This window comes from Erwinia sp. SLM-02 (assembly GCF_037450285.1).
Classification (GTDB): Bacteria; Pseudomonadota; Gammaproteobacteria; order Enterobacterales; family Enterobacteriaceae; genus Erwinia.
The window spans coordinates 121,178-142,615 of sequence record NZ_JAQISN010000001.1 but is presented as its reverse complement, the minus strand read 5'-3'; the positions used below and the strand labels follow the sequence as shown (position 1 = coordinate 142,615).

The following is a 21,438-nucleotide window of genomic DNA, read 5'->3' as shown; positions in this document are numbered from 1 at the left end:
TGAGGATCAGTCGCGGAAGTTTTTAAACTGGAACGGTTGGCCCAGTTCACCCTTGCGTACCAGCGCCATTGCGCCCTGCAGGTCATCGCGAGACTTGCCGGTCACGCGCACTTCATCGCCCTGGATCTGAGTCTGAACCTTCAGCTTGCTGTCTTTAATCAGCTTCACCAGCTTCTTCGCTACGTCGCTCTCAATGCCCTTTTTCATTTTGGCATCAACGCTCCAGTTTTTACCGCTGTGCTCGATTTCATCCGGCACGTCAAGCGCCGCATTTTCGATGCCGCGCTTCAGCAGTTTTTCCTGCAGGATATCCAGCAGCTGTTTCACCTGGAAATCTGACTCGCTGGCAACCTTAATGGACTCGTTCTTCTCGTTCAGCTCAAAGCTGGCCTGGACGTTACGAAAATCAAAGCGGGTGGCGATTTCGCGGTTGGCATTTTCAACGGCATTACGCACTTCCTGCATGTCAATTTCGGAAACGATATCGAAAGATGGCATGATCTATTCTCCTGAGACTAAAGTGACAGGCATAATACCTGCTTGCCACGGGTAAATAAAACTGCGGACGCTGAAAGCTATAATAATCATCAGGTGCGCGGGTAGCATACTTAACTCACCCCGCCGCGGGGAGGAATAATGAAAATTACCGTACTGGGTTGCGGAGCTTTAGGGCAGATCTGGCTTGCTGCTCTTGAACAACAGGGACATGAGGTTCAGGGCTGGCTGCGGGTTCCCCAGCCTTACTGCTCGGTAAACGTGATTGATTTACACGGCAACACGGTCAATAAAACGCTGACCGCTAACGATCCCACCTTCCTCGCCAAAAGCGATCTGCTTTTGGTTACGCTCAAGGCGTGGCAGGTATCTGAAGCCGTTAAGAACCTGCAGTTTATCCTGCCGGAACACTGCCCGGTGCTGCTGCTGCACAACGGTATGGGTACGCTTGATGAACTGAAAACGCTGCGCCAGCCGCTCCTGCGCGGTGTCACCACCCACGCCGCCAGACATGACGGCACGGTGATCGTCCACGTTGCCTCCGGGATCACCCACGTTGGCCCGATCTCCCCTGCCGCCGTGGCGATGAGCGATCTGGCGGAAACGCTGCACGCCGCACTGCCGGATGTCGCCTGGCACAATAATGTCGCCTCAGCGGCGTGGCAGAAACTGGCCGTGAACTGCGTGATTAATCCGCTGACCGTATTCTACGACTGTACCAACGGTGAACTGGCGGAGCACCGTGAAGAGATTGACGTGCTCAGCAACGAAGTGGCCACCGTGATGGAACGTGAGGGCCAGCATATTTCTCGTGAATGGCTGATCGACTATGTGATGGATGTTATCCGCACTACCGCCGGCAACACCTCCTCCATGCTGCAGGATATCCGCGCCCAGCGCCGTACGGAAATCGACTACATCAACGGCTACGTCATCCGTCGCGCCCGCGCGCAGGGGCTCGTAACCCCGGAGAACAACCGTCTTTTTGAATTTATTAAGCGTAAGGAACAAGATTATGACCGCGAACGCATCGGTGCTGGTTTGCCTGGCACCTGGGAGTGAAGAAACCGAAGCCGTCACCACCATCGATCTGCTGGTGCGTGCCGGTATCCGCGTCGTCACCGCCAGCGTGGCCGAAAATGGCGAGCGTGAAATTATCTGTTCGCGCGGGGTGCGGCTGCTGGCCGATGCACCACTGGTGCAGGTGGCCGACGACGAATTTGACGCGATCGTTCTGCCCGGGGGCTTAAAAGGCGCCGAGTGTTTTCGCGACAGTCCGCTGCTGGTGGAAGCCGTGCGGCAGTTTCACCTTTCCGGCCGCATCGTGGCCGCCATGTGCGCTGCACCCGGCACCGTACTGATCCCGCACGACCTGTTTCCGGTAGGTAATATGACCGGCTTCCCGGGGCTGAAAGAGACCATTCCCGAAGGAAAGTGGATGGATCGCCGGGTGGTCTGGGATCGAAGAGTGAATCTGCTGACCAGCCAGGCTCCGGGCACAACGATTGATTTCGCCCTCAAGCTGATTGATTTACTGGTGGGTAAAGATAAAGCGCGTGAAGTTGGCGAACAGATGGTGCTGGCGGCAGGTATTTACGACTATAAGGATTAATCAACGCCGGCTGATGACAACTCGCTGACTGAGTGACTGACGATACTGCTGGAAAATGACACTCATCACGCATAACAACGCTTACGAACGTGATTTTATTTCAGTGCGGATATCCGGGCTTCTTCTGAGAGACCTGGCTATCCGCGGCTGGGCAGAGGGAAATGGCAACAGCGTGCTGCCATACCCCTGATTTAAGGACGATAGATCTTAACGTTGGTGAAGCCCTGTTCGTGCAGATACAGCGCCTGCAGACGGCTCATCACGCCACGCTCGCAGTACAGCAGCCAGGTTTTAGACTGGTCGAGATCGCCAAACTGAGTACCCAGCTTATAGAACGGCAGGGATTTCACCTCCACGCCTTCTACCTCAAGCGGACGGGCATCCTGCTCGTCGTTGGAGCGAATATCCAGCACCGCGTCATTGGCACCCAACGACGCGACGGTTTCCACTTCCACCACTTCCTCTTCAGTTTTCTCGGCGATCTGACGGATATCGACGTTCGTCGCCTCTTCCACCATGCGGTCGAGGATAGCAAAATCGAAGTTCTGCTCTTCCGCTTCAATTTTCGCCTTCACCGCTTTTACCGTCGGGCTTTTTGAGATCACGCCACAGTATTCCGGCATGGTGCGGGCAAAGTCTTCCGTCCCAATCTCACGCGCCAGATTAATGATGTGCTCTTTATCGTGCGAAATCAGCGGGCGCAGGATCAGGGTATCGCTGGCGTTATCAATTAAACGCAGGTTGGTCAGCGTCTGGCTGGAAACCTGCCCCAGCGCTTCGCCGGTGACCAGCGCCTGCACGCCGTAGCGCTCGGCCACTTTCGACGCCGCACGCACCATCATGCGCTTCAGCACCACGCCCATCTGGCCATCGTCCACTTTTTCCAGGATCTCACCGACCACCGGCTCAAAGTTGATAGCCACAAAGCGCACGCGATGCGAACTGCCGTAGCGTTTCCACAGATAGTGGGCGACCTGGCGCACGCCGATCTCATGGGCGGCACCGCCCAGATTGAAGAAGCAGTAGTGAACGCGGCAGCCGCGACGCATCAGCATGTAGCTGGAAACGCCGGAGTCGAACCCACCGGAGATCAGCGACAGCACATCTTCCTGCGTTCCAATCGGGAAGCCACCGATACCTTCAAAGCGGCCGGTGATCAGCAGCAGGCGGTCGTCTTCAATTTCCAGGTTAACCGTCACGTCCGGGCGATTCAGCTGCACGCGGGCGGAAGCCACGTGCTGGTTCAGGCCGCCACCAACGTAGCGTTCAACGTCCTGCGAGCTGAATTCATGCTTACCGCGGCGCTTAACGCGTACGCAGAAGGATTTACCCTCAATGCGTTCCCGGCTCAGTTCCAGCGTCTGCTCAAAGATGTTGTGCACATCGGTGTAGGGACGATCTTCAACTTCCAGAATATGGTGAATCCCTGGAATACGCGTCAGCTCGCCAATAATGGTCGGGCGCTGGCTTTCATCGCGCGCGCGGACTTCAATATGGTCCCAGTGGCGCACCACGGCGAGATTTTCATCGTAGTGTTTAAGTACGTTGCGAATGTTACCGGTGAGGATTTTGATAAAACGCAGGCGTACGGACTGGCTTTTAATGGTGATTTCTGGGAATAACTTAATGATAAACTTCATGGTGGCATGGGTTCGCTAGGCAATTAAGTGCTGAAACGGAAGGCACTTAGCTGGTAAAATCAGGGTCTTGCAAAATGGCTCATGGCCTTTGCATTCAGGCGCAGCAGTATATCATCTTTGTCCGATGGGTGCTTATTCATCTGCTGCCAGTCTGCCGCTCACCCGTAAGATTATTCTGTACCAGTGCACATATCGCATGATTGTCAGTGGAAAGATGACGGGTATATTTTGCTAATCATTTCGAGTCGGATACCATACGTCATTATCCGCTGATAGAGATGACAAGTCAGGATCACACATGCCGAAAAAATCCGAACAGCCTGCCAGCTTTGAAAGCTCACTGCAGCAGCTGGAACAGATCGTCACCCGCCTGGAAAGCGGCAATCTTCCCCTGGAAGAGGCGCTGAATGAGTTCGAGCGGGGCGTACAGCTGGCGCGCACCGGCCAGCAAACGCTGCAGCAGGCCGAACAGCGGGTACAGATCCTGCTGAGCGACGATAAAAACGCCGATCTGACGCCCTTCACTCCGGAAAATGACTGATGGATTTCATCGCATTACAGCAGGCGCACCATCAGCGCGTGAATGCCGCTCTGCAGGGATTCATCGCCGCCCTGCCTTTTCAGAGCACTCCGCTGGTAAATGCCATAGAATATGGCGCATTATTAGGAGGGAAAAGGCTGCGTCCCTTCCTGGTTTATGCCACCGGACAGATGCTGCACGCCGATGACAGCGCCCTGGATGCGCCTGCGGCGGCCGTTGAATGCATTCATGCCTATTCCCTGATTCACGATGATTTACCCGCCATGGATGACGACAGTCTGCGCCGTGGTCAACCGACCTGCCATATTAAATTTGGTGAGGATACGGCGATTCTGGCGGGCGATGCTCTGCAAACGCTGGCCTTTTCTATTCTGGCCGATGCCCCAATGCCCGGCGTCGCCGCTGAGTACCGCATCGCGATGCTTTCCGAACTGGCACAGGCCAGCGGCGTCGCGGGAATGTGCGGTGGCCAGGCGCTGGATCTCGCGGCAGAAGGTAAGCTGGGTGATTTAGCTGCACTCGAACAAATCCACCGCCATAAAACCGGTGCGCTGATCCGTTCGGCCGTGCGCCTCGGTGCACTGGCAGCAGGTGAAAGGGGCCGCAGCGCCCTGCCTGCACTCGATCGTTACGCCAGTGCTATTGGGCTGGCATTCCAGGTTCAGGACGATATTCTGGATGTGATAGGTGATACCGCCGTGCTTGGCAAACAGCAGGGAGCCGATCAGCAACTGGGCAAGAGCACCTACCCGGCGCTGATGGGACTGGAAGGAGCACGGAAAAAAGCATGGGATCTCTATCAGGAGTCTCTCAGCGCATTAGAAACGCTGGCCGCGCAATCCTATAATACCACCCCGTTACGGGCGCTGGCCGGCTTCATAATTGAACGCGATAAATAGCCATAATGAGTCACTGATGAGTTTTGAACCTGGAAAATACCCGACGCTGGCGCTGGCAGAAACGGTGCAAGAGTTACGTTTGCTACCGAAAGAGAGCCTGCCAAAACTCTGTGATGAGCTGCGCCAGTATCTGCTCGACAGCGTGAGCCGCTCCAGCGGCCACTTTGCTTCAGGCCTGGGCGTTGTGGAACTGACCGTTGCGCTGCACTACGTCTACAACACGCCTTTCGACCAGCTGGTGTGGGACGTTGGCCATCAGGCCTATCCGCATAAAATCCTGACGGGTCGCCGCGATCGCATCGGCACCATCCGCCAGAAAAACGGCCTGCATCCGTTCCCGTGGCGCGATGAAAGTGAGTACGACGTGCTTAACGTCGGTCACTCTTCAACCTCTATCAGCGCCGGGCTGGGCATGGCCGTTGCCGCCGGTAAAGAAGGCAAGGATCGTCGTACCGCCTGTATTATTGGTGATGGCGCAATCACGGCCGGCATGGCGTTTGAAGCGATGAATCATGCGGGTGACATTAAAGCCGACCTGCTGGTGATCCTTAACGACAACGAAATGTCGATCTCTGAAAACGTTGGCGCCCTGAATAACCGCCTCGCCCAGCTGCTTTCCGGCAAAACCTACGCGCGCCTGCGCGAAGGCGGCAAGAAGGTGCTGACCGGCCTGCCGCCGATCAAAGAGCTGGTAAAACGCACCGAAGAACACCTGAAAGGCATGGTGGTCCCAGGCACGCTGTTTGAAGAGCTGGGCTTTAACTATATCGGCCCGGTTGACGGCCACGACGTGCTGGCGCTGGTGCAGACCCTGCGCAATATGCGTGCGCTAAAAGGGCCACAGTTCCTGCACATTATGACCAAAAAGGGCAAAGGCTACGCGCCCGCCGAGCAGGATCCCATTACCTGGCACGCGGTGCCGAAGTTCGATCCGGCCAGCGGCCTGCTGCCGAAAAGCGCCGAAGGCCTGCCGTCCTATTCAAAAATTTTCGGCCAGTGGCTGTGTGAAACCGCCGCGCAGGACGAAAAGCTGATGGCGGTGACCCCGGCAATGCGCGAAGGGTCAGGCATGGTGACCTTCTCACGCGAATACCCTAAACAGTATTTCGACGTGGCCATCGCCGAGCAGCACGCCGTCACGTTTGCGGCCGGCCTGGCGATTGGCGGCTATAAACCGGTCGTGGCGATCTACTCGACGTTCCTGCAGCGCGCTTACGATCAGCTGATCCACGATGTGGCAATCCAGAAACTCCCGGTGCTGTTTGCCATCGATCGCGGCGGCATCGTCGGCGCTGACGGCCAGACGCATCAGGGCGCATTCGATATCGCCTTTATGCGCTGCATCCCGAACCTGGTAATCATGACGCCAAGCGATGAGAACGAGTGCCGCCAGATGCTTTATACCGGCTATCACTATCAGGATGGCCCGAGTGCGGTGCGTTACCCGCGCGGCACCGGCACCGGCGCTACCCTTGAGCCGCTGGCTTCACTGCCGCTGGGCAAAGGCGTCGTTAAGCGTCAGGGTGAGAAGCTGGCCATCCTCAACTTCGGTACCCTGTTACCGGAGGCCACGGCCGCGGCAGAAGCCCTGAACGCCACGCTGGTCGATATGCGCTTTGTTAAACCGCTGGATGATGCGCTGATTCTGGAACTGGCAGCCACTCACGATGCACTGGTAACGCTGGAAGAAGGGTCAATCAAAGGCGGTGCCGGTAGCGGCGTGAACGAGCTGCTGATGGCGAAGCGCAAACCGGTGCCGGTGCTGAACCTTGGCCTGCCGGACGTGTTTATTCCCCAGGGGACTCAGGAAGAAATCCGCACGGACTTCCAGCTGGATGCCGCCGGTATCCAGCAGCAAATCTCCGGATGGCTGCAGCAGTAAACATCCCGTGCTCCCCCCTCCCGAGGGGGAGCCTCTCACCTGCTATGCTTACGCAACGATCAATAGCAGGAGCCTCCATGAAAACCACTCAGTTAGCGAATACCGATCTGACCGTCTCTCGCCTGTGCCTGGGCTGCATGACCTACGGTGAACCCGATCGCGGCAACCATGCCTGGACGCTGCCGGAAGAGAGCAGCCGCCCTTTAATCAAGCAGGCGCTCGAAGCCGGTATTAACTTCTTTGATACCGCCAACAGCTACTCCGACGGCAGTAGTGAAGAGATTGTTGGCCGCGCCCTGCGCGACTTCGCGCGCCGCGATGAGGTCGTGGTGGCGACGAAAGTGTTCTTCCCGATGAGCAATCTTTCCGGCGGCCTGTCGCGGAAGAACATTTTGCAGTCAATTGATGACAGCCTGAACCGCCTGGGCATGGAGTACGTCGATCTGCTGCAAATCCATCGCTGGGACTACAATACGCCGCTGGAAGAGACGCTGGAGGCGCTGCACGACGTGGTAAAAGCCGGAAAGGCGCGTTATATCGGTGCCTCTTCCATGTACGGCTGGCAGTTTGCTAAAGCGCTCTATACCGCCGATCGCTACGGCTTGACGCGCTTTGTCAGCATGCAGGATCAGTACAACCTGATCCAGCGTGAAGAGGAGCGGGAAATGCATCCTCTGTGCCTGGCGGAGAATATCGCCGTGCTGCCGTGGAGCCCGCTGGCGCGAGGCCGTCTGACCCGTCCGTGGGGCGAAGCGACAGCGCGTTCGGTATCAGATAAATACGGCCAGACGCTGTATACGGCCAACGAGGATAACGACGCGGCTATCGCTGCCCGCGTCGAGGCTATTGCCAGCGCGAAAGGCGTCAGCCGGGCGCAGATAGCCCTTGCCTGGCTGTTGAGCAAACCGGCGGTCACCGCGCCGATCATTGGTGCATCGCGCAGCGAACAGCTGGCCGACCTGGTCGGGGCGACGGAAGTGGAACTGACTCAGGAAGAGATTATCGAGCTGGAAAGCGTTTATCAGCCGCATCCGGTGGTTGGGTTCGAGTAAGCGGGTAAAGCCAGATAAACGTGTTGGCGTGTTGGCGTGTTGAGTAATGATGCTATAACGAGTCTCTGAATGTTGATACAGGACGATAACTTTTTCGTCCTGTATCAAGGCAGACTGGCTAATCGGAATCACATTGATCCCCATTGGAGTTACATCAGCCAGTAGTGGCCGGCAAGGTAGAGGATCGCGGCAGAAACAATCCCGGCCACGATATCGTCCACCATGATCCCCATTCCACCGTGAACATTGCGGTCGAACCAGCGGATCGGCCACGGCTTCCAGATATCAAACAGACGAAACACCAGGAAGCCCGCCAGCACCCACTGCCAGCTGTTGACCGGGATCGCCATCAGGGTGATCCACATCCCGATAAACTCATCCCAGACGATGCTGCCGTGATCGTGAATGCCCATGTCCTTCGCGGTGCGGTGGCAGAGGTAGACACCGATACTGATCCCCAGCAGCAGGACCAGCACGTAGAGATCCTGCGGCAGCAGGTTCAGCAGATACCAGAAGGGGATTGCCGCGATCGAGCCCATAGTGCCAGGCATCCACGGGCTGAGCCCGCTGCCGAAGCCGGTCGCCAGCAGGTGCCAGGGGTTACTCATCTTAAGGCGACTTTTCGCCACATCTTTTTCACGCGCCAAAATGGTCAAATCCTTTATGGTTAAACTCCACGACTCTGTCATCCTGCAGCAGAACCAGCCCCTCAGACTGCGGGCCCATCTGACCGATACAGGTAAACGGCACGCCAAGATAGCCGAGTGCCACATCCAGCGCACCGCGATTGATTTCCGGCACCGTGAAGCACAGTTCGTAATCTTCACCGCCGCTCAGCGCCCAGCGCAGCGACTGCTCGGGGCTGAAGTGCTGCTTCAGCGCTGCTGACAGCGGCAGCGCATCCAGATTGATCCGTGCGCCGCAGTCGCTGGCCTTCAGCACATGGCCGAGATCGGAGATAAGCCCGTCGGAAATATCGATCGCCGACGTTGCCAGATCCCGTAATGCCTGGCCCTGCAAAATACGCGGGATAGGGCGCAGATGGCGCTTGAGTAAGGCTTCATGTGCCGCGGGATCGCTCAACTCAGCCTGCCCCAGCAGCAGTGCCAGACCGGCGGCGCTGTCACCGAGCGTGCCGGTAACGTAAATCCAGTCGCCGATGCGCGCACCGGCGCGACGCAGCGCCCTGCCCTGTGGCACCAGCCCATGGATACCCAGCGTCATGCTGAGCGGGCCACGCGTGGTATCACCGCCAATCAGCTGCATATCGTAATAGTCGAGCAGTTCAAACAGGCTGTCGCTAAAGCTTTCCAGCCAGCTCTCATCCACTTTTGGCAGCGTCAGCGCAAGGGTCAGCCACGCGGGATCGGCTCCCATTGCAGCCAGGTCGCTCAGGTTAACCGCCAGCGCTTTATAACCGAGATCGGCCGGATGAATATCGGCAAGGAAATGGATGCCCGCCACCAGCGTATCGGTACTGATCGCCAGAGACTGTTTTTCAGGTACGCTCAGCAGGGCGCAGTCGTCGCCAATACCTTTTTCGACATCGCGACGGGAGCTTGTTACACGATCAAAGTAGCGTGCTATCAGTTCAAATTCGCCACAATCCATAGTGCATTCCGGGAGTAAAAAGAAGAGGCCGGATTAGCGGCCTCTTGAGAGATTATTTGCGGTTAGGACGGATCTGCGGAGCGGCTTTATCCAGCACGCCGTTGACAAACTTGTGGCTGTCTTCAGCACCGAACACTTTCGCCAGCTCAATCCCTTCATTGATGGCCACTTTGTAGGGAACATCTGAACGCTTGCTCAGTTCAAACAGAGAAATACGCAGGATTGCCTTTTCTACCTGTCCCAGCTCTTCCAGCTGGCGTGACAGATAGGGTTTCATCAGGCCGTCGAGGTATGCACTGTTAGTTGCAACGCCGCCGACCAGCTCACGGAAATAATTGATATCGACGTCTTTAACGTCCTGTTCCGCCAGAAACTGGTATTCGACATCAGCGATGTCGTTTTTGGAGATCTGCCACGAGTAAAGTGCCTGAACAGCACATTCACGGGCGCGGCGACGAGCAGCAGGTTTCACGAAATTCCCCTTAAATCAGGCTTTGATGGCTTTTAATACGTTAATCATTTCCAGTGCGGTCAGGGCTGCTTCAGCACCTTTATTACCCGCTTTGGTTCCGGCGCGTTCGATAGCCTGCTCGATGTTTTCAGTCGTCAGCACGCCAAAGGCAACCGGGATATCGCTGTTCATGGCAACGCTGGCCAGGCCGGAACTGGCCTCGCCTGCCACATATTCGAAGTGAGCGGTGCCGCCACGGATTACGGTACCCAGCGCCACAACGGCATCGTGCTTACCGGCATTTGCCAGCGCGCGTGCGGTCATTGGCAGCTCATACGCGCCCGGAACCCAGACCACGGTGATGTTTTCATCTTTCACCTGGCCAATACGTTTCAGGGCATCGATCGCGCCGCTCAGCAGGCTGTCGTTGATAAAGTTGTTGAAACGCGCAATAACCAGAGCAACGCGCGCATCAGGGGTAGCAACAGCAGCTTCAATAACGTTCATAATCTTCCTTTCAGGGTTCTGTTTGGCCCCGCAGGGGGGCGGATTCTATCACACTCTTTATCCATCTGCTTGCTTTTGCGCAAACGGAAACAGACGTAAAATTATCTCGCTGAGGACGACCCGTCCGTTCAGCGATATCGCGGCGTCAGCGTCAGGCGCACATCGGGGCCAACCTGACGAACGTCGCTGAAGGCGAATTCCGGCGCATCGGCCAGGCGCTCAAGCCCGGGCAGCTGGCACAGCCCCCGGCCCGCGTCACCCAGCAGCTTCGGTGCCAGATAGACTATCAGTTCATCGACCACGCCAGCCTGCAGCAGCGCACCGGCAAACCCGGCCCCCGCTTCCACCCAGACGCTGTTGACCTGCTTTTTACCCAGCAGCATAAACATCGATACCAGATCGAGCCGGTTATTGTGACGGGGGACGCTGAACTGGGTCACATTTTCCGGCCATGGTTGCCCATCAATGTCGTGACGTGCCAGCCAGGTTTCCCCTGATTGTGCAATAAGTCGGTGCTGCGGCGTAACGCGATTCTGGCTGTCGACGATAATTCTCACCGGCTGGCGCAAATCCTCTGCGGCATAGTGCGAACGGGTGGTGGCATCCAGCTCATCATAGCGCACCGTCAGCGACGGATTATCGGCCAGCACGGTTGCGCTGGTGCTGAGAATGGCCGAGCTTTGCGCCCGCAGCCGCTGAACGTCGCGCCTTGCCTCAGGCGAAGTGATCCACTGGCTTTCACCGCTGGCCATTGCGGTACGTCCGTCCAGCGAGGCGCCCAGTTTTAACTGTACCCAGGGGAATCCGGTGCGCATTCGCTTGAGGAATCCCCGGTTCAGCGCTTCCGCTTCCTGCATCATCAGCCCATGGCTGACGTCAATCCCGGCCTGCTGCAGGCGATAAAGTCCGCGCCCGGCGACTTCCGGATTGGGATCCTGCATCGCCGCCACGACCCGGCTTACGCCCGCGGCAATCAGCGCGTCGCAGCAGGGGGGCGTGCGGCCGTGATGGCTGCACGGTTCAAGGGTGACATAGGCGGTGGCACCGCGGGCTTTATCACCCGCCATCCGCAGCGCATACACTTCGGCATGCGGCTCACCGGCGCGCCGGTGGTAGCCTTCCCCGACGATTTCCCCCTCGCGCACGATAACGCAGCCCACGTTCGGGTTGGGGGTGGTGGTAAAGCGGCCGAGGCGCGCAAGCTCAAGCGCTCGCGCCATGTAGAATTCATCACGCATCGCATCAGTCCTGTAAGCGGGCGATCTCTTCGCCAAATTCCCGAATATCTTCAAAGCTGCGATAGACCGAGGCAAAGCGGATATAGGCAACTTTATCCAGCTTTTTCAGCTCGTCCATCACCAGGCTGCCAATCAACTTGCTGGCCACTTCACGCTCGCCGGTGGCGCGTAGCTGGCTTTTAATATGGCTGAGTGCGGTTTCTACCGCATCGGAGTTGACCGGGCGTTTCTCCAGCGCTTTCATCAGGCCGCTGCGCAGTTTGTCCTCGTTGAACGGCTCACGCACGTCATTGCTTTTCACCACGCGCGGCATCACCAGTTCGGCGACCTCAAAGGTGGTAAAGCGTTCGTGACACACCAGACACTGGCGACGGCGACGCACCGAAGTCCCTTCCCCCACCAGGCGGGAGTCGATCACTTTAGTATCCACGGCGGAACAGAATGGGCAATGCATGATGCGTCCTGATAATCCTTGAAATTGATGGTTAGTGTAACGCGAACCAGGCCGCCTGCCAAAGCCACGCCGCGCAAAACTGCACGACTTTATGCGGCCGGGACCGCAAATGACAGCTTTAAGGCCCAGGCTATCCAGACCACTTTGCTCTAAGATAAAAGCAAATGTTTATCAGAAGGAAATGAATCATGACAACGGCTTATCTGAAACTGTCGCTGATAGCTTCGCTGCTGGCCCTGGCCGGCTGCTCCAGTACACCGTCGCAGCCGAAAATCAGCCAGCTGCATAATGAAGTTGGCAAGCTGAACAAGGAAATGCGTCAGCTTACCCGTCAGGCCAGCGCACTCGAGCAGCAGGGGCATCTTAACAGCGGTGCAGCCCAGGGTGCCTGGCTGCTGCCAGCGGCCGGTACCGGAGTGATCCTGAAAAGCCAGGCGGGCGATCTGAAACTTTCATTGAGCCACGTTCAGGCCGAAGCCAACGGCACGCGCGCCAGTCTGGATATTCATGCTACGGGCGATGCGCCGCTGCCGTCATTTATTGCCGAAGTTGAGTGGGGAGAACTGGATAGCGCCACCGGCCAGCCGTTAAGCATCAGCAGCATGTCGCAAAAAATTGAGGTCGCCAGCGCCCTGTTACCGCGCGGCCAGGTCAGCGTTCCGCTGCGGCTGAGCAATCTGTCGCCCGATCGGCTGGGCTACGTGCGGATACACGATGTGGTGGTGACGCCGCCAACGCCGGCAGAAACCAGACCATAAAAAAAGGGCCACATAATGTGGCCCTTCGTTTTATGACGCTTCCGTCATTAAGGCAGAATCGAGGGCTGATCTGCACCCTCTTTTTCCACTTTCTGCTGGATCATATGCTCGCGCTTCATGCCGAGTTTCAGCGCCAGCGCTGAAGAGACATAAATCGACGAGATAGTACCGATAGTGATACCGATCAGCATGGTCAGAGAGAAGCCTTTCAGCAGCTCGCCGCCGAAGACGAACAGGATCATAACCATCGCCAGCGTGGTTGCTGAGGTGATGATGGTACGGCTCAGCGTCTGCGTCAGTGAGACGTTGGTGATATCGTAAGACGATCCGCGACGAATTTTGCGGAAGTTCTCACGAATACGATCCGATACCACGATCTTATCGTTCAGCGAGTAGCCGATTACCGACATCAGTGAGGCAACGATAGTCAGATCGATCTCAACATGGAACAGAGAAAGCAGTCCCATGGTGATCACCACGTCGTGCGCCAGCGCCAGCACGGTACCCAGCGCCAGTCGCCACTCGAAGCGGAAGCCGATGTAGATCAGGATGGCAATCAGCGCGGAGAGCAGCGCCATGCCGCCTGCCGTCGCCAGATCGCTACCGACGGTCGGCCCGACGAACTCAATACGCTTAACGGTCGCATGCTGCTGGGTGGTGTCATTAATCACCGCCAGCACCTTGCTGCCCAGCTCCTGGCCCGCATTGCCTTCGTTAGGTGACATACGCACCATCACATCACGGCTGCTGCCAAAGTTCTGCACCTGGGGTTCTGCAAACCCGGCTTTGACCAGGCTTTCGCGCATCACATCCAGATCGGTGGGGTTTTCCAGGTTGATCTCAATCACCGTACCACCGGTGAAATCAAGCCCCCAGTTAAAACCACGCACACCCATAATCGCTACCGAGATAATCAGCAGCAGACCAGAGATGATGAACGCCAGCGTATCCCAGCGCATAAAGTCGACGACTTTACGCCCGTGATTCATTTGTTCAACACTATGTTCCTGTGACACAACGCACTCCTCAGATAGACAACTTGTTGATGCGTTTGCCGCCGTACATCAGATTAACGATGGCACGGGTGCCGATAATCGCGGTAAACATGGACGTTGCCACACCGATCGCGGTGGTGATAGCAAACCCTTTAATCGAGCCGGTACCCACTGCGTACAGAATGATAACTTTAATCAGCGTGGTAACGTTGGCATCAACGATACTGGAGAACGCACCTTTATAGCCTTCATGGATCGCCTGCTGGACGGAACGCCCGTTGCGCAGCTCTTCCTTTATTCGCTCGTTTATCAGTACGTTAGCATCGACCGCAACCGCCAGCGTCAGTACGATACCGGCAATACCCGGCATCGTCAGCGTCGCGCCCGGCAGCAGGGACATAATACCGACAATCAGCACCAGGTTGGCCAGCAGGGCGCTGGTCGCCACCAGACCGAATTTCTTGTACCACACCACCATAAAGATGATCGAAGCAATCAGACCCCACAGGCAGGCTTCCAGACCCTGAGTGATGTTCTGCGCACCCATGGTTGGACCGATGGTGCGTTCTTCAACAATCTGAATTGGCGCAATCAACGCACCGGCACGCAGCAGCAGCGACAGCTGACGCGCTTCGTTCGGGTTGTTGATGCCGGTAATACGGAAGCTGTTACCCAGACGAGACTGGATGTTCGCCACGTTAATCACTTCTTCCTGCTTCACCAGAATCGAACGGCCGTTGGCATCTTTCTTCCCGCTGTCTTTGTATTCAACAAACAGGGTAGCCATCGCCTTACCGACGCTGTCTTTGGTGAAGTTGGACATGATGTTACCGCCAGCGCTGTCCAGGGAAATATTAACCTGTGGCTGGTTGTACTCATCCATGCTTGAGGTGGAGTCGGTAATATGGTCACCGGTGAGGATCACGCGTTTGTACAGCACAACCGGCTGACCATCGCGGGTTTCCTTCACTTCAGAGTCACCCGGTACGCGGCCGTTTGCGGCGGCAGTGGCATCCGCGCTGGTGTTCACCAGACGGAATTCCAGCGTTGCCGTCGCGCCCAGGATCTCTTTCGCACGTGCAGTATCCTGAATACCCGGCAGCTCAACCACGATGCGGTCCGCACCCTGGCGTTGTACCAGCGGCTCAGCAACACCCAGCTGGTTAACACGATTACGCAGGATATTGATGTTCTGCTGTACCGCATATTCACGCGCTTCACGCAGACGCTCGTCGCTCATGACGGCGGTCAGAGCATTGCTGCCGCTATTGCTGATGACCAGGTCACGGTGACGGCCTGTCAGATAGCTGACGGCCTGGTTACGCGCGTCCGCATCACGGAAACGAATTTCCATGCCGTAGTTATCGGTTTTGCGCACGTTAACGTAAGGAATATTTTTATCACGCAGATCGCTACGCAGGTTGTCGATGTTCTGCTCCTGGAGTTTACCCAGAGCGGTATCCATATCGACTTCCATCAGGAAGTGAACGCCGCCGCGCAGGTCAAGACCGAGTTTCATCGGCTCGGCGTTCAGCAGGGTCAGCCAGGTGGGAGTAGCCGGCGCAAGGTTAAGCGCCACAACGTAATTCTCGCCAAGAACCTTCATAATCGCTTCACGGCCGCGCAGCTGCACGTCGGTATTAGCGAAACGCGCCATAATAGCGCCGTTTTCCAGCGCAATAGATTTGCTCTGGATGTTTTCTTCTTTTAATGCGTTTTGGATCTGAACCAGCGTTTGCTCACTGGCGGCGCTTCCGCGCGCGCCAGTGACCTGAACAGCCGGATCCTCACCATAAAGGTTAGGCAGTGCATACAGCAGACCGACGAGTAATACGACGATCAGCATGATGTACTTCCATAAAGGATAACGGTTTAACACGGCAGTTCCCTTAGGGACATCAAAAATTACAGCGCCTTCATCGAACCTTTCGGCAGAACGGCAGCTACGAAGTCACGTTTGACCACAACTTCAGTGGTTTCGTTCAATGCGATAGCGACATAACCCGTGTCCGCCACTTTGGTTACGCGACCGACCAGGCCACCGGTGGTCAGCACTTCATCGCCCTTGGAGATTGAGTCCATCAGTTTTTTGTGCTCTTTCGCACGTTTCTGCTGAGGGCGCAGGATCATGAAGTAGAAAATCAGACCAAATACAACCAGCATGATCACCAGAGAATAAGGACTTCCCTGTGATGGTGCTGCAGCTGCCACGGCATCAGAAATGAACAAGCTCATTAAAATTCCCTCATTGTTTAATTATCAGACGTTAATGGCGGAACCGCCGTCCCCGTCCGTTGGTAAAATTCAGTCACGAAGTGCTCTAATTTACCTTCTTCAATAGCCTTGCGTAAACCCGCCATCAGGCGCTGGTAATAACGCAGATTATGAATGGTATTCAGACGCGCTCCTAAAATCTCATTACAGCGATCGAGATGGTACAAATAGGCACGGCTGTAATTACGACAGGTGTAGCAATCACACTCGGCATCAAGCGGAGACGTGTCATCTTTATACTTCGCGTTACGGATTTTCACCACACCATCGGTGACGAACAGATGTCCGTTACGCGCATTGCGGGTTGGCATCACGCAGTCGAACATATCAATACCACGACGAACGCCTTCAACCAGATCCTGCGGCTTACCGACGCCCATCAGGTAGCGCGGTTTATCTTCAGGAAGCTGCGGACAAACGTGCTCCAGAATACGGTGCATATCGTCTTTAGGCTCGCCGACCGCCAGGCCGCCCACAGCGTACCCATCAAAGCCGATCTCCACCAGTCCTTTAACCGAGACATCGCGTAAATCTTCGTAAACACTACCCTGAATGATGCCGAACAGCGCGTTTTTATTACCAAGCGAATCAAAGCGATCGCGGCTGCGCTGCGCCCAGCGCAGGGACATTTCCATGGAGCGCTTGGCATAATCCCAGTCGGCCGGGTATGGCGTACACTCATCGAAAATCATCACGATATCAGAACCGAGATCGTACTGAATTTCCATCGATTTTTCAGGATCGAGGAAAATGGCATCGCCGTTGATCGGGTTACGGAAATGCACGCCCTTCTCGGTGATCTTACGAATATCCCCCAGGCTGAAGACCTGGAAGCCGCCGGAGTCAGTCAGAATCGGCCCCTTCCACTGCATAAAGTCGTGCAGGTCGCCGTGCAGCTTCATGATTTCCTGGCCGGGACGCAGCCATAAATGGAAGGTGTTGCCCAGAATGATCTGCGCGCCGGTATCCTGCACTTCTTCCGGCGTCATGCCTTTTACGGTGCCGTAGGTGCCCACCGGCATGAAGGCCGGGGTTTCTACCACGCCACGGTCAAAGACCAGGCGGCCGCGACGGGCGCGGCCGTCGGTTGTGTCTAATTCAAACTTCACATTGCCTCCACCGGAGAAACAGTCCGATGTTAATGGTGATAAGAGGGACAGCCGGTGCTGCCCTCGGGAAAAATCAGCCCTGCCCCGGGATCTCGTGGCAGGCCTGCGAATTTCGGGTAATGAACATGGCATCCCCGTAGCTGAAGAAACGGTATTCCTGCGCCACCGCCTGCTGATAGGCGTGCATGGTATTTTTATAACCGGCAAAGGCGGAGACCAGCATAATCAGCGTGGACTCCGGCAGGTGGAAATTCGTTACCAGCGCGTCAATGACCTGATAGTGATAGCCCGGGTAAATGAAGATTTTGGTATCGCCAAAGAATGGCGCAATCAGTGCATCGTCAGCGGCCTGTGCCGCGCTTTCCAGCGATCGTACCGAGGTGGTACCGACGGCGATCACCCGGTTGCCGCGCGCCTTACAGGCCAGCACCGCATCCACCACATCCTGCGGCACTTCCGCATATTCGGCGTGCATAATGTGGTCTTCAATGCTGTCTACCCGCACCGGCTGGAATGTTCCTGCGCCAACGTGCAGGGTAACGAATGCGGTTTCCACGCCCTTCTCGCGCAGCGCGGCCAGCAGGGGTTCGTCAAAATGCAGGCCCGCGGTCGGTGCCGCGACGGCACCCGGTTTCTGGCTGTAAACCGTCTGATAAAGCTCGCGATCCACGTCCTCGTCCGGACGATCGATATAGGGCGGCAGCGGCATGTGGCCGATGTCGTTCAGAATATCCAACACCGCGCGCGAATCATTAAATTCAATTTCAAACAGTGTGTCATGACGTGCGGTCATGGTTGCCTGAACGCTTTCATCTTCGCCCAGCAGCAGCGCGCTGCCCGGTTTCGGTGACTTGGACGAACGCACGTGGGCCAGCACGCGTTTGTCATCCAGCATGCGCTCAATCAGTACTTCGATTTTTCCGCCGCTGGCCTTGCGGCCAAAAATACGTGCCGGGATCACCCGCGTATTGTTGAACACCAGCAGGTCACCGGGATTAAGTTTACCCAGCAGGTCGGTGAACACCCCGTGCGTCAGCGCGCCATCCTCACCGTTCAGCGACAGCAGGCGGCACCCGCTGCGCTGGGCCTGCGGATAGTGGGCAATCAAAGATTCGGGTAACTCAAAAGAAAAATCGGCAACGCGCATGGTCATTCACATTCAGGGAAATCAGGGCGCATATTCTAGCTGAAAAACGGCAACTTCTAAACCTGCCCTTGATCTTTCCTGCCGCCGTTGCGTAGCGGTTCGTAAAAATGAGATATAGTAGCCGCATGAACTATCTTGCTCACCTTCATCTTGCCACGCTCGCCAACAGCTCACTGCTGGGTAACTTCATGGCCGATTACATCCGCGGTAATCCGCAGCAGCAGTTTCCCGCGGATATTGCCGAAGGCATTGCCCTGCACCGACGAATCGATGCACTGACCGACTCGCTGCCCGAAGTCCGTGCGGCTCGCCAGCTTTTTCGCGCCGAAACGAAGCGCGTAGCACCGATTACGCTGGACGTAATCTGGGATCATTTCCTGTCACGCCACTGGTCTGAACTGGTGCCGGAAATTTCCCTGCCAGCTTTTTTGGCTCAGGTTAAAAGTGTGATCGAGCCGCAACTGGCGGGTACGCCAGAAGGGTTCCAGACACTTAACCATTACTTATGGCGTGACCGCTGGATGGAACGTTATGCCGCCGCGCCCTATCTACAAAATGTGCTGCGGGGGATGGCCAGCCGCCGCCCACGCCTGGCGGCGCTGAGCGAAAGCTATTACGATTTTGAAGAAAATTATCAACAACTTGAAGACCTTTTCTGGCAGCTGTATCCGCAGATGATGGATCGTGCTATCCGCCAGGCATTGTGAAATAATCCATAAATGACTTACCGGTTGCCCTTTTCAATAAAAAGGTTATTGTATGATACTGTTTTAGCATTACCCTTTTTTTGATAGGTGTAACCTATCTGAGTAATCGGCGTATTACGCTGGCTCGCGGCAGGATGTAAACCGTATACTGCACGCATCTTGTCACCTTCTTCCAACTTACTTTTACAGGAGTGAATATGGTCCTGGTAACTCGTCCAGCCCCTGATTTTACCGCCGCAGCCGTACTGGGCAACGGTGAGATCGTAGAGAACTTCAACTTTAAAAAACACACCGCTGGTAAAGCCACCGTTGTGTTCTTTTGGCCAATGGACTTCACCTTCGTCTGCCCTTCTGAGCTGATCGCTTTCGACAAGCGTTATGCTGAATTCCAGAAGCGCGGCGTTGAAGTTGTCGGTGTTTCCTTCGACTCAGAGTTCGTTCACAACGCGTGGCGTAAAACTCCGGTTGATAAAGGCGGCATCGGTGAAGTGCAGTACGCGATGGTTGCGGATATCAAACGTGAAATCCAGAAAGCCTACGGTATTGAGCATCCGGACGCGGGCGTTGCCCTGCGCGGCTCTTTCCTGATCGACAAAGCCGGTGTGGTTCGCCACCAGGTGGTTAACGATCTGCCGCTGGGCCGTAACGTTGATGAAATGCTGCGTATGGTTGACGCGCTGCAGTTCCACGAAGAGCACGGCGAAGTGTGCCCGGCTCAGTGGGAAAAAGGCAAAGAAGGTATGGGCGCATCGCCAGAAGGCGTGGCGAAATACCTGTCTGAAAACGCCGCTAAGCTGTAATTTCAGCTCTGTAAAAAAACTCGCTTCGGCGAGTTTTTTTTTGCTCTTCATTCCCTCTCCCTCCCCGCCGTTTCGTCACCAGCCGGATAAAGGCATCTTTAGCCAGGCTGATGAATACGATTTCTATCCATTATGTCTGTACCTGCCCCAGCGATCGCTAACCGCCAGTAACCGGATGACGGGCGGCCGGGGCACGAACTTCACGCTTGTGACCACAAACAGGGAGCTGCAATGGCGTCAGACAATAAAAACTGGATCACGGCGGCCGATGTTGCCCGTCATGCAGGGGTTTCACGTTCAGCGGTATCGCGAACTTTCACACCGGGTGCCTCCGTCTCCAAACAGACTCGTCAGCGCGTTCTGGCCTCCGCCAGCGAGCTGGGCTATCAGGTGAATATTATTGCCCGAACGATGATCACCGGCAGCAGCAACTTTGTCGGCATCATCACCTCCAGCTTCGAAAACCCCTTTATGAGCCGCCTGTTGGGGTCGCTAATCCATCAGCTGACGCTGCACGGCCTGATGCCGCTGCTGTTAAATATCAACGGACTGCATCAGCTTGAGCCCGCGCTGCGTCGGTTGCTCAGCTACCACATCACCGGGGTGATCATGACATCGGGTGCACCTCCCCTTGCCCTGGCGCGTGAGTATCTGGCGAAAAAAATCCCGGTGGTGCTGATTAATCGCTATGCCTGCCTGCCGGGCATTGACCGAATCTGCAGTGATAATGAGCAGGGTGCCAGTCTGGTTGCGGCGTTATTCCGCGAGGAAAACCTGCAGCGGCTGGCCTTCATCGGAGAGAATCGGCACAGCTTTAACACTGCGGAACGCTGGCGAGTCTTTCGCGCTGCCCTGCCGGCAACGCCCCCCGCCGCCCACTTCTGCGATCGGGACAGCTATCAGTGCGGCTGGGAAGCCGCGGAGAAGCTCGTGAGCGCACGGCAGGACCTACAGGGCATATTCTGCGCCAGCGATGTCCTGGCGATGGGGGTGATGGATTATCTGCGCCAGTCGCCGCAGAACGCTGCAATCAAAGTGGTCGGGTATGATGATATTCCACAGGCAGGTTTTGCGGCCTATCAGCTAACCACGGTGCATCAGGATACCGACCGGCTGGCGCTGTTCTCCGTCGACTCTCTGCTAAAGCGAATTGAAAACTTTGCCCGCCCGACGCTGGAGCAGTCCGTCCCGGTCAGCCTGGTTCGCCGCTGTTCTGCCTGAAACGTCATAAAAAAAAGCCGCTATCCATCATGGAGAGCGGCTTTT

The 21,438-nt window shown here is 56.3% G+C and carries 23 protein-coding genes; 10 read left to right on the top strand and 13 right to left on the bottom strand.

Annotated elements, in window-relative coordinates; genetic code table 11:
• Positions 1 to 6: 6 nt before the first annotated feature.
• A complete protein-coding gene (locus tag PGH32_RS00730) occupies positions 7 to 498 on the bottom strand; it encodes a YajQ family cyclic di-GMP-binding protein (RefSeq protein WP_123335677.1) in 492 nt (163 codons plus the stop codon).
• A 138-nt stretch (positions 499 to 636) separates the two neighbouring features.
• Between PGH32_RS00730 and panE the strand changes: the two genes are divergently transcribed.
• Positions 637 to 1,557, top strand: a complete 921-nt coding sequence (gene panE, locus PGH32_RS00725) for a 2-dehydropantoate 2-reductase (RefSeq protein WP_314418632.1) — start codon at positions 637 to 639, stop codon at positions 1,555 to 1,557.
• On the top strand, positions 1,511 to 2,107 hold the full coding sequence (gene yajL / locus PGH32_RS00720) for a protein deglycase YajL (protein ID WP_337892926.1): 597 nt from the start codon (positions 1,511 to 1,513) through the stop codon (positions 2,105 to 2,107). Before panE ends, yajL begins: the two co-directional genes overlap by 47 nt.
• Before the next feature lie 191 nt (positions 2,108 to 2,298).
• On the opposite strand, the gene thiI is transcribed toward yajL, so the two are convergent.
• The gene (gene thiI, locus PGH32_RS00715; protein ID WP_337892924.1) at positions 2,299 to 3,747 is read right to left on the bottom strand and encodes a tRNA uracil 4-sulfurtransferase ThiI; all 1,449 of its coding nucleotides are present in this window, start codon (positions 3,745 to 3,747) and stop codon (positions 2,299 to 2,301) included.
• A gap of 298 nt (positions 3,748 to 4,045) precedes the next feature.
• On the opposite strand from thiI, the gene xseB reads away from it, so the two are divergent.
• From xseB to PGH32_RS00695, 4 genes are all read left to right on the top strand, one after another.
• On the top strand, positions 4,046 to 4,288 hold the full coding sequence (xseB, locus tag PGH32_RS00710) for an exodeoxyribonuclease VII small subunit (RefSeq protein WP_123335669.1): 243 nt from the start codon (positions 4,046 to 4,048) through the stop codon (positions 4,286 to 4,288).
• Entirely contained in the window at positions 4,288 to 5,187 is a 900-nt protein-coding gene (ispA, locus tag PGH32_RS00705; protein WP_314418639.1) for a (2E,6E)-farnesyl diphosphate synthase, read from the top strand. Before xseB ends, ispA begins: the two co-directional genes overlap by 1 nt.
• Positions 5,188 to 5,203: 16 nt before the next feature.
• Complete coding sequence (gene dxs / locus PGH32_RS00700; RefSeq protein ID WP_337892922.1) at positions 5,204 to 7,069, top strand: 1-deoxy-D-xylulose-5-phosphate synthase; 1,866 nt, start codon at positions 5,204 to 5,206, stop codon at positions 7,067 to 7,069.
• A 77-nt stretch (positions 7,070 to 7,146) separates the two neighbouring features.
• Entirely contained in the window at positions 7,147 to 8,121 is a 975-nt protein-coding gene (locus tag PGH32_RS00695) for an aldo/keto reductase (RefSeq protein ID WP_337892921.1), read from the top strand.
• Between the two features lie 149 nt (positions 8,122 to 8,270).
• On the opposite strand, the gene pgpA is transcribed toward PGH32_RS00695, so the two are convergent.
• The 6 genes from pgpA to nrdR all read right to left on the bottom strand — a co-directional run bounded on the left by pgpA (position 8,271) and on the right by nrdR (position 12,382).
• Positions 8,271 to 8,777 carry a phosphatidylglycerophosphatase A gene (pgpA, locus tag PGH32_RS00690; RefSeq protein WP_200545355.1) on the bottom strand — a complete coding sequence of 169 codons (507 nt, stop codon included), beginning with the start codon at positions 8,775 to 8,777 and terminating at the stop codon, positions 8,271 to 8,273.
• Positions 8,758 to 9,732: a thiamine-phosphate kinase gene (thiL, locus tag PGH32_RS00685; protein WP_314418644.1), complete on the bottom strand. Its 975-nt coding sequence runs from the start codon at positions 9,730 to 9,732 to the stop codon at positions 8,758 to 8,760. Before thiL ends, pgpA begins: the two co-directional genes overlap by 20 nt.
• 52 nt (positions 9,733 to 9,784) lie before the next feature.
• Positions 9,785 to 10,204 (bottom strand): transcription antitermination factor NusB, encoded by a 420-nt coding sequence (gene nusB, locus PGH32_RS00680; protein ID WP_105590778.1) that lies wholly within the window; start codon positions 10,202 to 10,204, stop codon positions 9,785 to 9,787.
• Positions 10,205 to 10,219: 15 nt separating this feature from the next.
• Entirely contained in the window at positions 10,220 to 10,690 is a 471-nt protein-coding gene (gene ribH / locus PGH32_RS00675) for a 6,7-dimethyl-8-ribityllumazine synthase (RefSeq protein ID WP_123335657.1), read from the bottom strand.
• 128 nt (positions 10,691 to 10,818) lie between these two features.
• Positions 10,819 to 11,928, bottom strand: coding sequence for a bifunctional diaminohydroxyphosphoribosylaminopyrimidine deaminase/5-amino-6-(5-phosphoribosylamino)uracil reductase RibD (gene ribD, locus PGH32_RS00670; protein WP_314418648.1), 1,110 nt, complete (start codon positions 11,926 to 11,928; stop codon positions 10,819 to 10,821).
• Between the two features lie 4 nt (positions 11,929 to 11,932).
• Positions 11,933 to 12,382 (bottom strand): transcriptional regulator NrdR, encoded by a 450-nt coding sequence (nrdR, locus tag PGH32_RS00665; protein ID WP_123335653.1) that lies wholly within the window; start codon positions 12,380 to 12,382, stop codon positions 11,933 to 11,935.
• 188 nt (positions 12,383 to 12,570) lie between these two features.
• Here nrdR and PGH32_RS00660 point away from each other — a divergent pair, with 188 nt between their 5' ends.
• Positions 12,571 to 13,140: a DUF3251 domain-containing protein gene (locus tag PGH32_RS00660; protein ID WP_314418650.1), complete on the top strand. Its 570-nt coding sequence runs from the start codon at positions 12,571 to 12,573 to the stop codon at positions 13,138 to 13,140.
• Positions 13,141 to 13,187: 47 nt separating this feature from the next.
• On the opposite strand, the gene secF is transcribed toward PGH32_RS00660, so the two are convergent.
• The 5 genes from secF to queA form a co-directional block, all read right to left on the bottom strand.
• On the bottom strand, positions 13,188 to 14,129 hold the full coding sequence (gene secF, locus PGH32_RS00655; RefSeq protein WP_443112758.1) for a protein translocase subunit SecF: 942 nt from the start codon (positions 14,127 to 14,129) through the stop codon (positions 13,188 to 13,190).
• 37 nt (positions 14,130 to 14,166) lie between these two features.
• Positions 14,167 to 16,014, bottom strand: a complete 1,848-nt coding sequence (gene secD, locus PGH32_RS00650) for a protein translocase subunit SecD (RefSeq protein WP_314418655.1) — start codon at positions 16,012 to 16,014, stop codon at positions 14,167 to 14,169.
• A gap of 26 nt (positions 16,015 to 16,040) precedes the next feature.
• Positions 16,041 to 16,370 carry a preprotein translocase subunit YajC gene (gene yajC, locus PGH32_RS00645; RefSeq protein ID WP_314418657.1) on the bottom strand — a complete coding sequence of 110 codons (330 nt, stop codon included), beginning with the start codon at positions 16,368 to 16,370 and terminating at the stop codon, positions 16,041 to 16,043.
• A 17-nt stretch (positions 16,371 to 16,387) separates the two neighbouring features.
• Positions 16,388 to 17,518, bottom strand: coding sequence for a tRNA guanosine(34) transglycosylase Tgt (tgt, locus tag PGH32_RS00640; RefSeq protein WP_123335646.1), 1,131 nt, complete (start codon positions 17,516 to 17,518; stop codon positions 16,388 to 16,390).
• A gap of 73 nt (positions 17,519 to 17,591) precedes the next feature.
• Entirely contained in the window at positions 17,592 to 18,665 is a 1,074-nt protein-coding gene (gene queA, locus PGH32_RS00635; RefSeq protein WP_314418891.1) for a tRNA preQ1(34) S-adenosylmethionine ribosyltransferase-isomerase QueA, read from the bottom strand.
• Between the two features lie 125 nt (positions 18,666 to 18,790).
• On the opposite strand from queA, the gene PGH32_RS00630 reads away from it, so the two are divergent.
• From PGH32_RS00630 to PGH32_RS00620, 3 genes are all read left to right on the top strand, one after another.
• Entirely contained in the window at positions 18,791 to 19,372 is a 582-nt protein-coding gene (locus PGH32_RS00630; protein ID WP_314418893.1) for an ACP phosphodiesterase, read from the top strand.
• 197 nt (positions 19,373 to 19,569) lie between these two features.
• A complete protein-coding gene (locus PGH32_RS00625; protein ID WP_056233921.1) occupies positions 19,570 to 20,172 on the top strand; it encodes a peroxiredoxin C in 603 nt (200 codons plus the stop codon).
• Positions 20,173 to 20,403: 231 nt separating this feature from the next.
• Entirely contained in the window at positions 20,404 to 21,393 is a 990-nt protein-coding gene (locus PGH32_RS00620; protein WP_337892912.1) for a LacI family DNA-binding transcriptional regulator, read from the top strand.
• The last annotated feature ends 45 nt before the right edge of the window (positions 21,394 to 21,438 follow it).

Excerpts from the sequence above, each read along its gene's own strand:
- PGH32_RS00730 (WP_123335677.1), bottom strand. The coding sequence starts at position 498 with ATGCCATCTTTCGATATCGTTTCCGAAATTGACATGCAGGAAGTGCGT.
- panE (WP_314418632.1), top strand. The coding sequence starts at position 637 with ATGAAAATTACCGTACTGGGTTGCGGAGCTTTAGGGCAGATCTGGCTT.
- yajL (WP_337892926.1), top strand. The coding sequence starts at position 1,511 with ATGACCGCGAACGCATCGGTGCTGGTTTGCCTGGCACCTGGGAGTGAA.
- thiI (WP_337892924.1), bottom strand. The coding sequence starts at position 3,747 with ATGAAGTTTATCATTAAGTTATTCCCAGAAATCACCATTAAAAGCCAG.
- xseB (WP_123335669.1), top strand. The coding sequence starts at position 4,046 with ATGCCGAAAAAATCCGAACAGCCTGCCAGCTTTGAAAGCTCACTGCAG.
- ispA (WP_314418639.1), top strand. The coding sequence starts at position 4,288 with ATGGATTTCATCGCATTACAGCAGGCGCACCATCAGCGCGTGAATGCC.
- dxs (WP_337892922.1), top strand. The coding sequence starts at position 5,204 with ATGAGTTTTGAACCTGGAAAATACCCGACGCTGGCGCTGGCAGAAACG.
- PGH32_RS00695 (WP_337892921.1), top strand. The coding sequence starts at position 7,147 with ATGAAAACCACTCAGTTAGCGAATACCGATCTGACCGTCTCTCGCCTG.
- thiL (WP_314418644.1), bottom strand. The coding sequence starts at position 9,732 with ATGGATTGTGGCGAATTTGAACTGATAGCACGCTACTTTGATCGTGTA.
- ribH (WP_123335657.1), bottom strand. The coding sequence starts at position 10,690 with ATGAACGTTATTGAAGCTGCTGTTGCTACCCCTGATGCGCGCGTTGCT.
- ribD (WP_314418648.1), bottom strand. The coding sequence starts at position 11,928 with ATGCGTGATGAATTCTACATGGCGCGAGCGCTTGAGCTTGCGCGCCTC.
- nrdR (WP_123335653.1), bottom strand. The coding sequence starts at position 12,382 with ATGCATTGCCCATTCTGTTCCGCCGTGGATACTAAAGTGATCGACTCC.
- PGH32_RS00660 (WP_314418650.1), top strand. The coding sequence starts at position 12,571 with ATGACAACGGCTTATCTGAAACTGTCGCTGATAGCTTCGCTGCTGGCC.
- secF (WP_443112758.1), bottom strand. The coding sequence starts at position 14,129 with ATGAATCACGGGCGTAAAGTCGTCGACTTTATGCGCTGGGATACGCTG.
- yajC (WP_314418657.1), bottom strand. The coding sequence starts at position 16,370 with ATGAGCTTGTTCATTTCTGATGCCGTGGCAGCTGCAGCACCATCACAG.
- queA (WP_314418891.1), bottom strand. The coding sequence starts at position 18,665 with ATGCGCGTTGCCGATTTTTCTTTTGAGTTACCCGAATCTTTGATTGCC.
- PGH32_RS00630 (WP_314418893.1), top strand. The coding sequence starts at position 18,791 with ATGAACTATCTTGCTCACCTTCATCTTGCCACGCTCGCCAACAGCTCA.
- PGH32_RS00625 (WP_056233921.1), top strand. The coding sequence starts at position 19,570 with ATGGTCCTGGTAACTCGTCCAGCCCCTGATTTTACCGCCGCAGCCGTA.
- PGH32_RS00620 (WP_337892912.1), top strand. The coding sequence starts at position 20,404 with ATGGCGTCAGACAATAAAAACTGGATCACGGCGGCCGATGTTGCCCGT.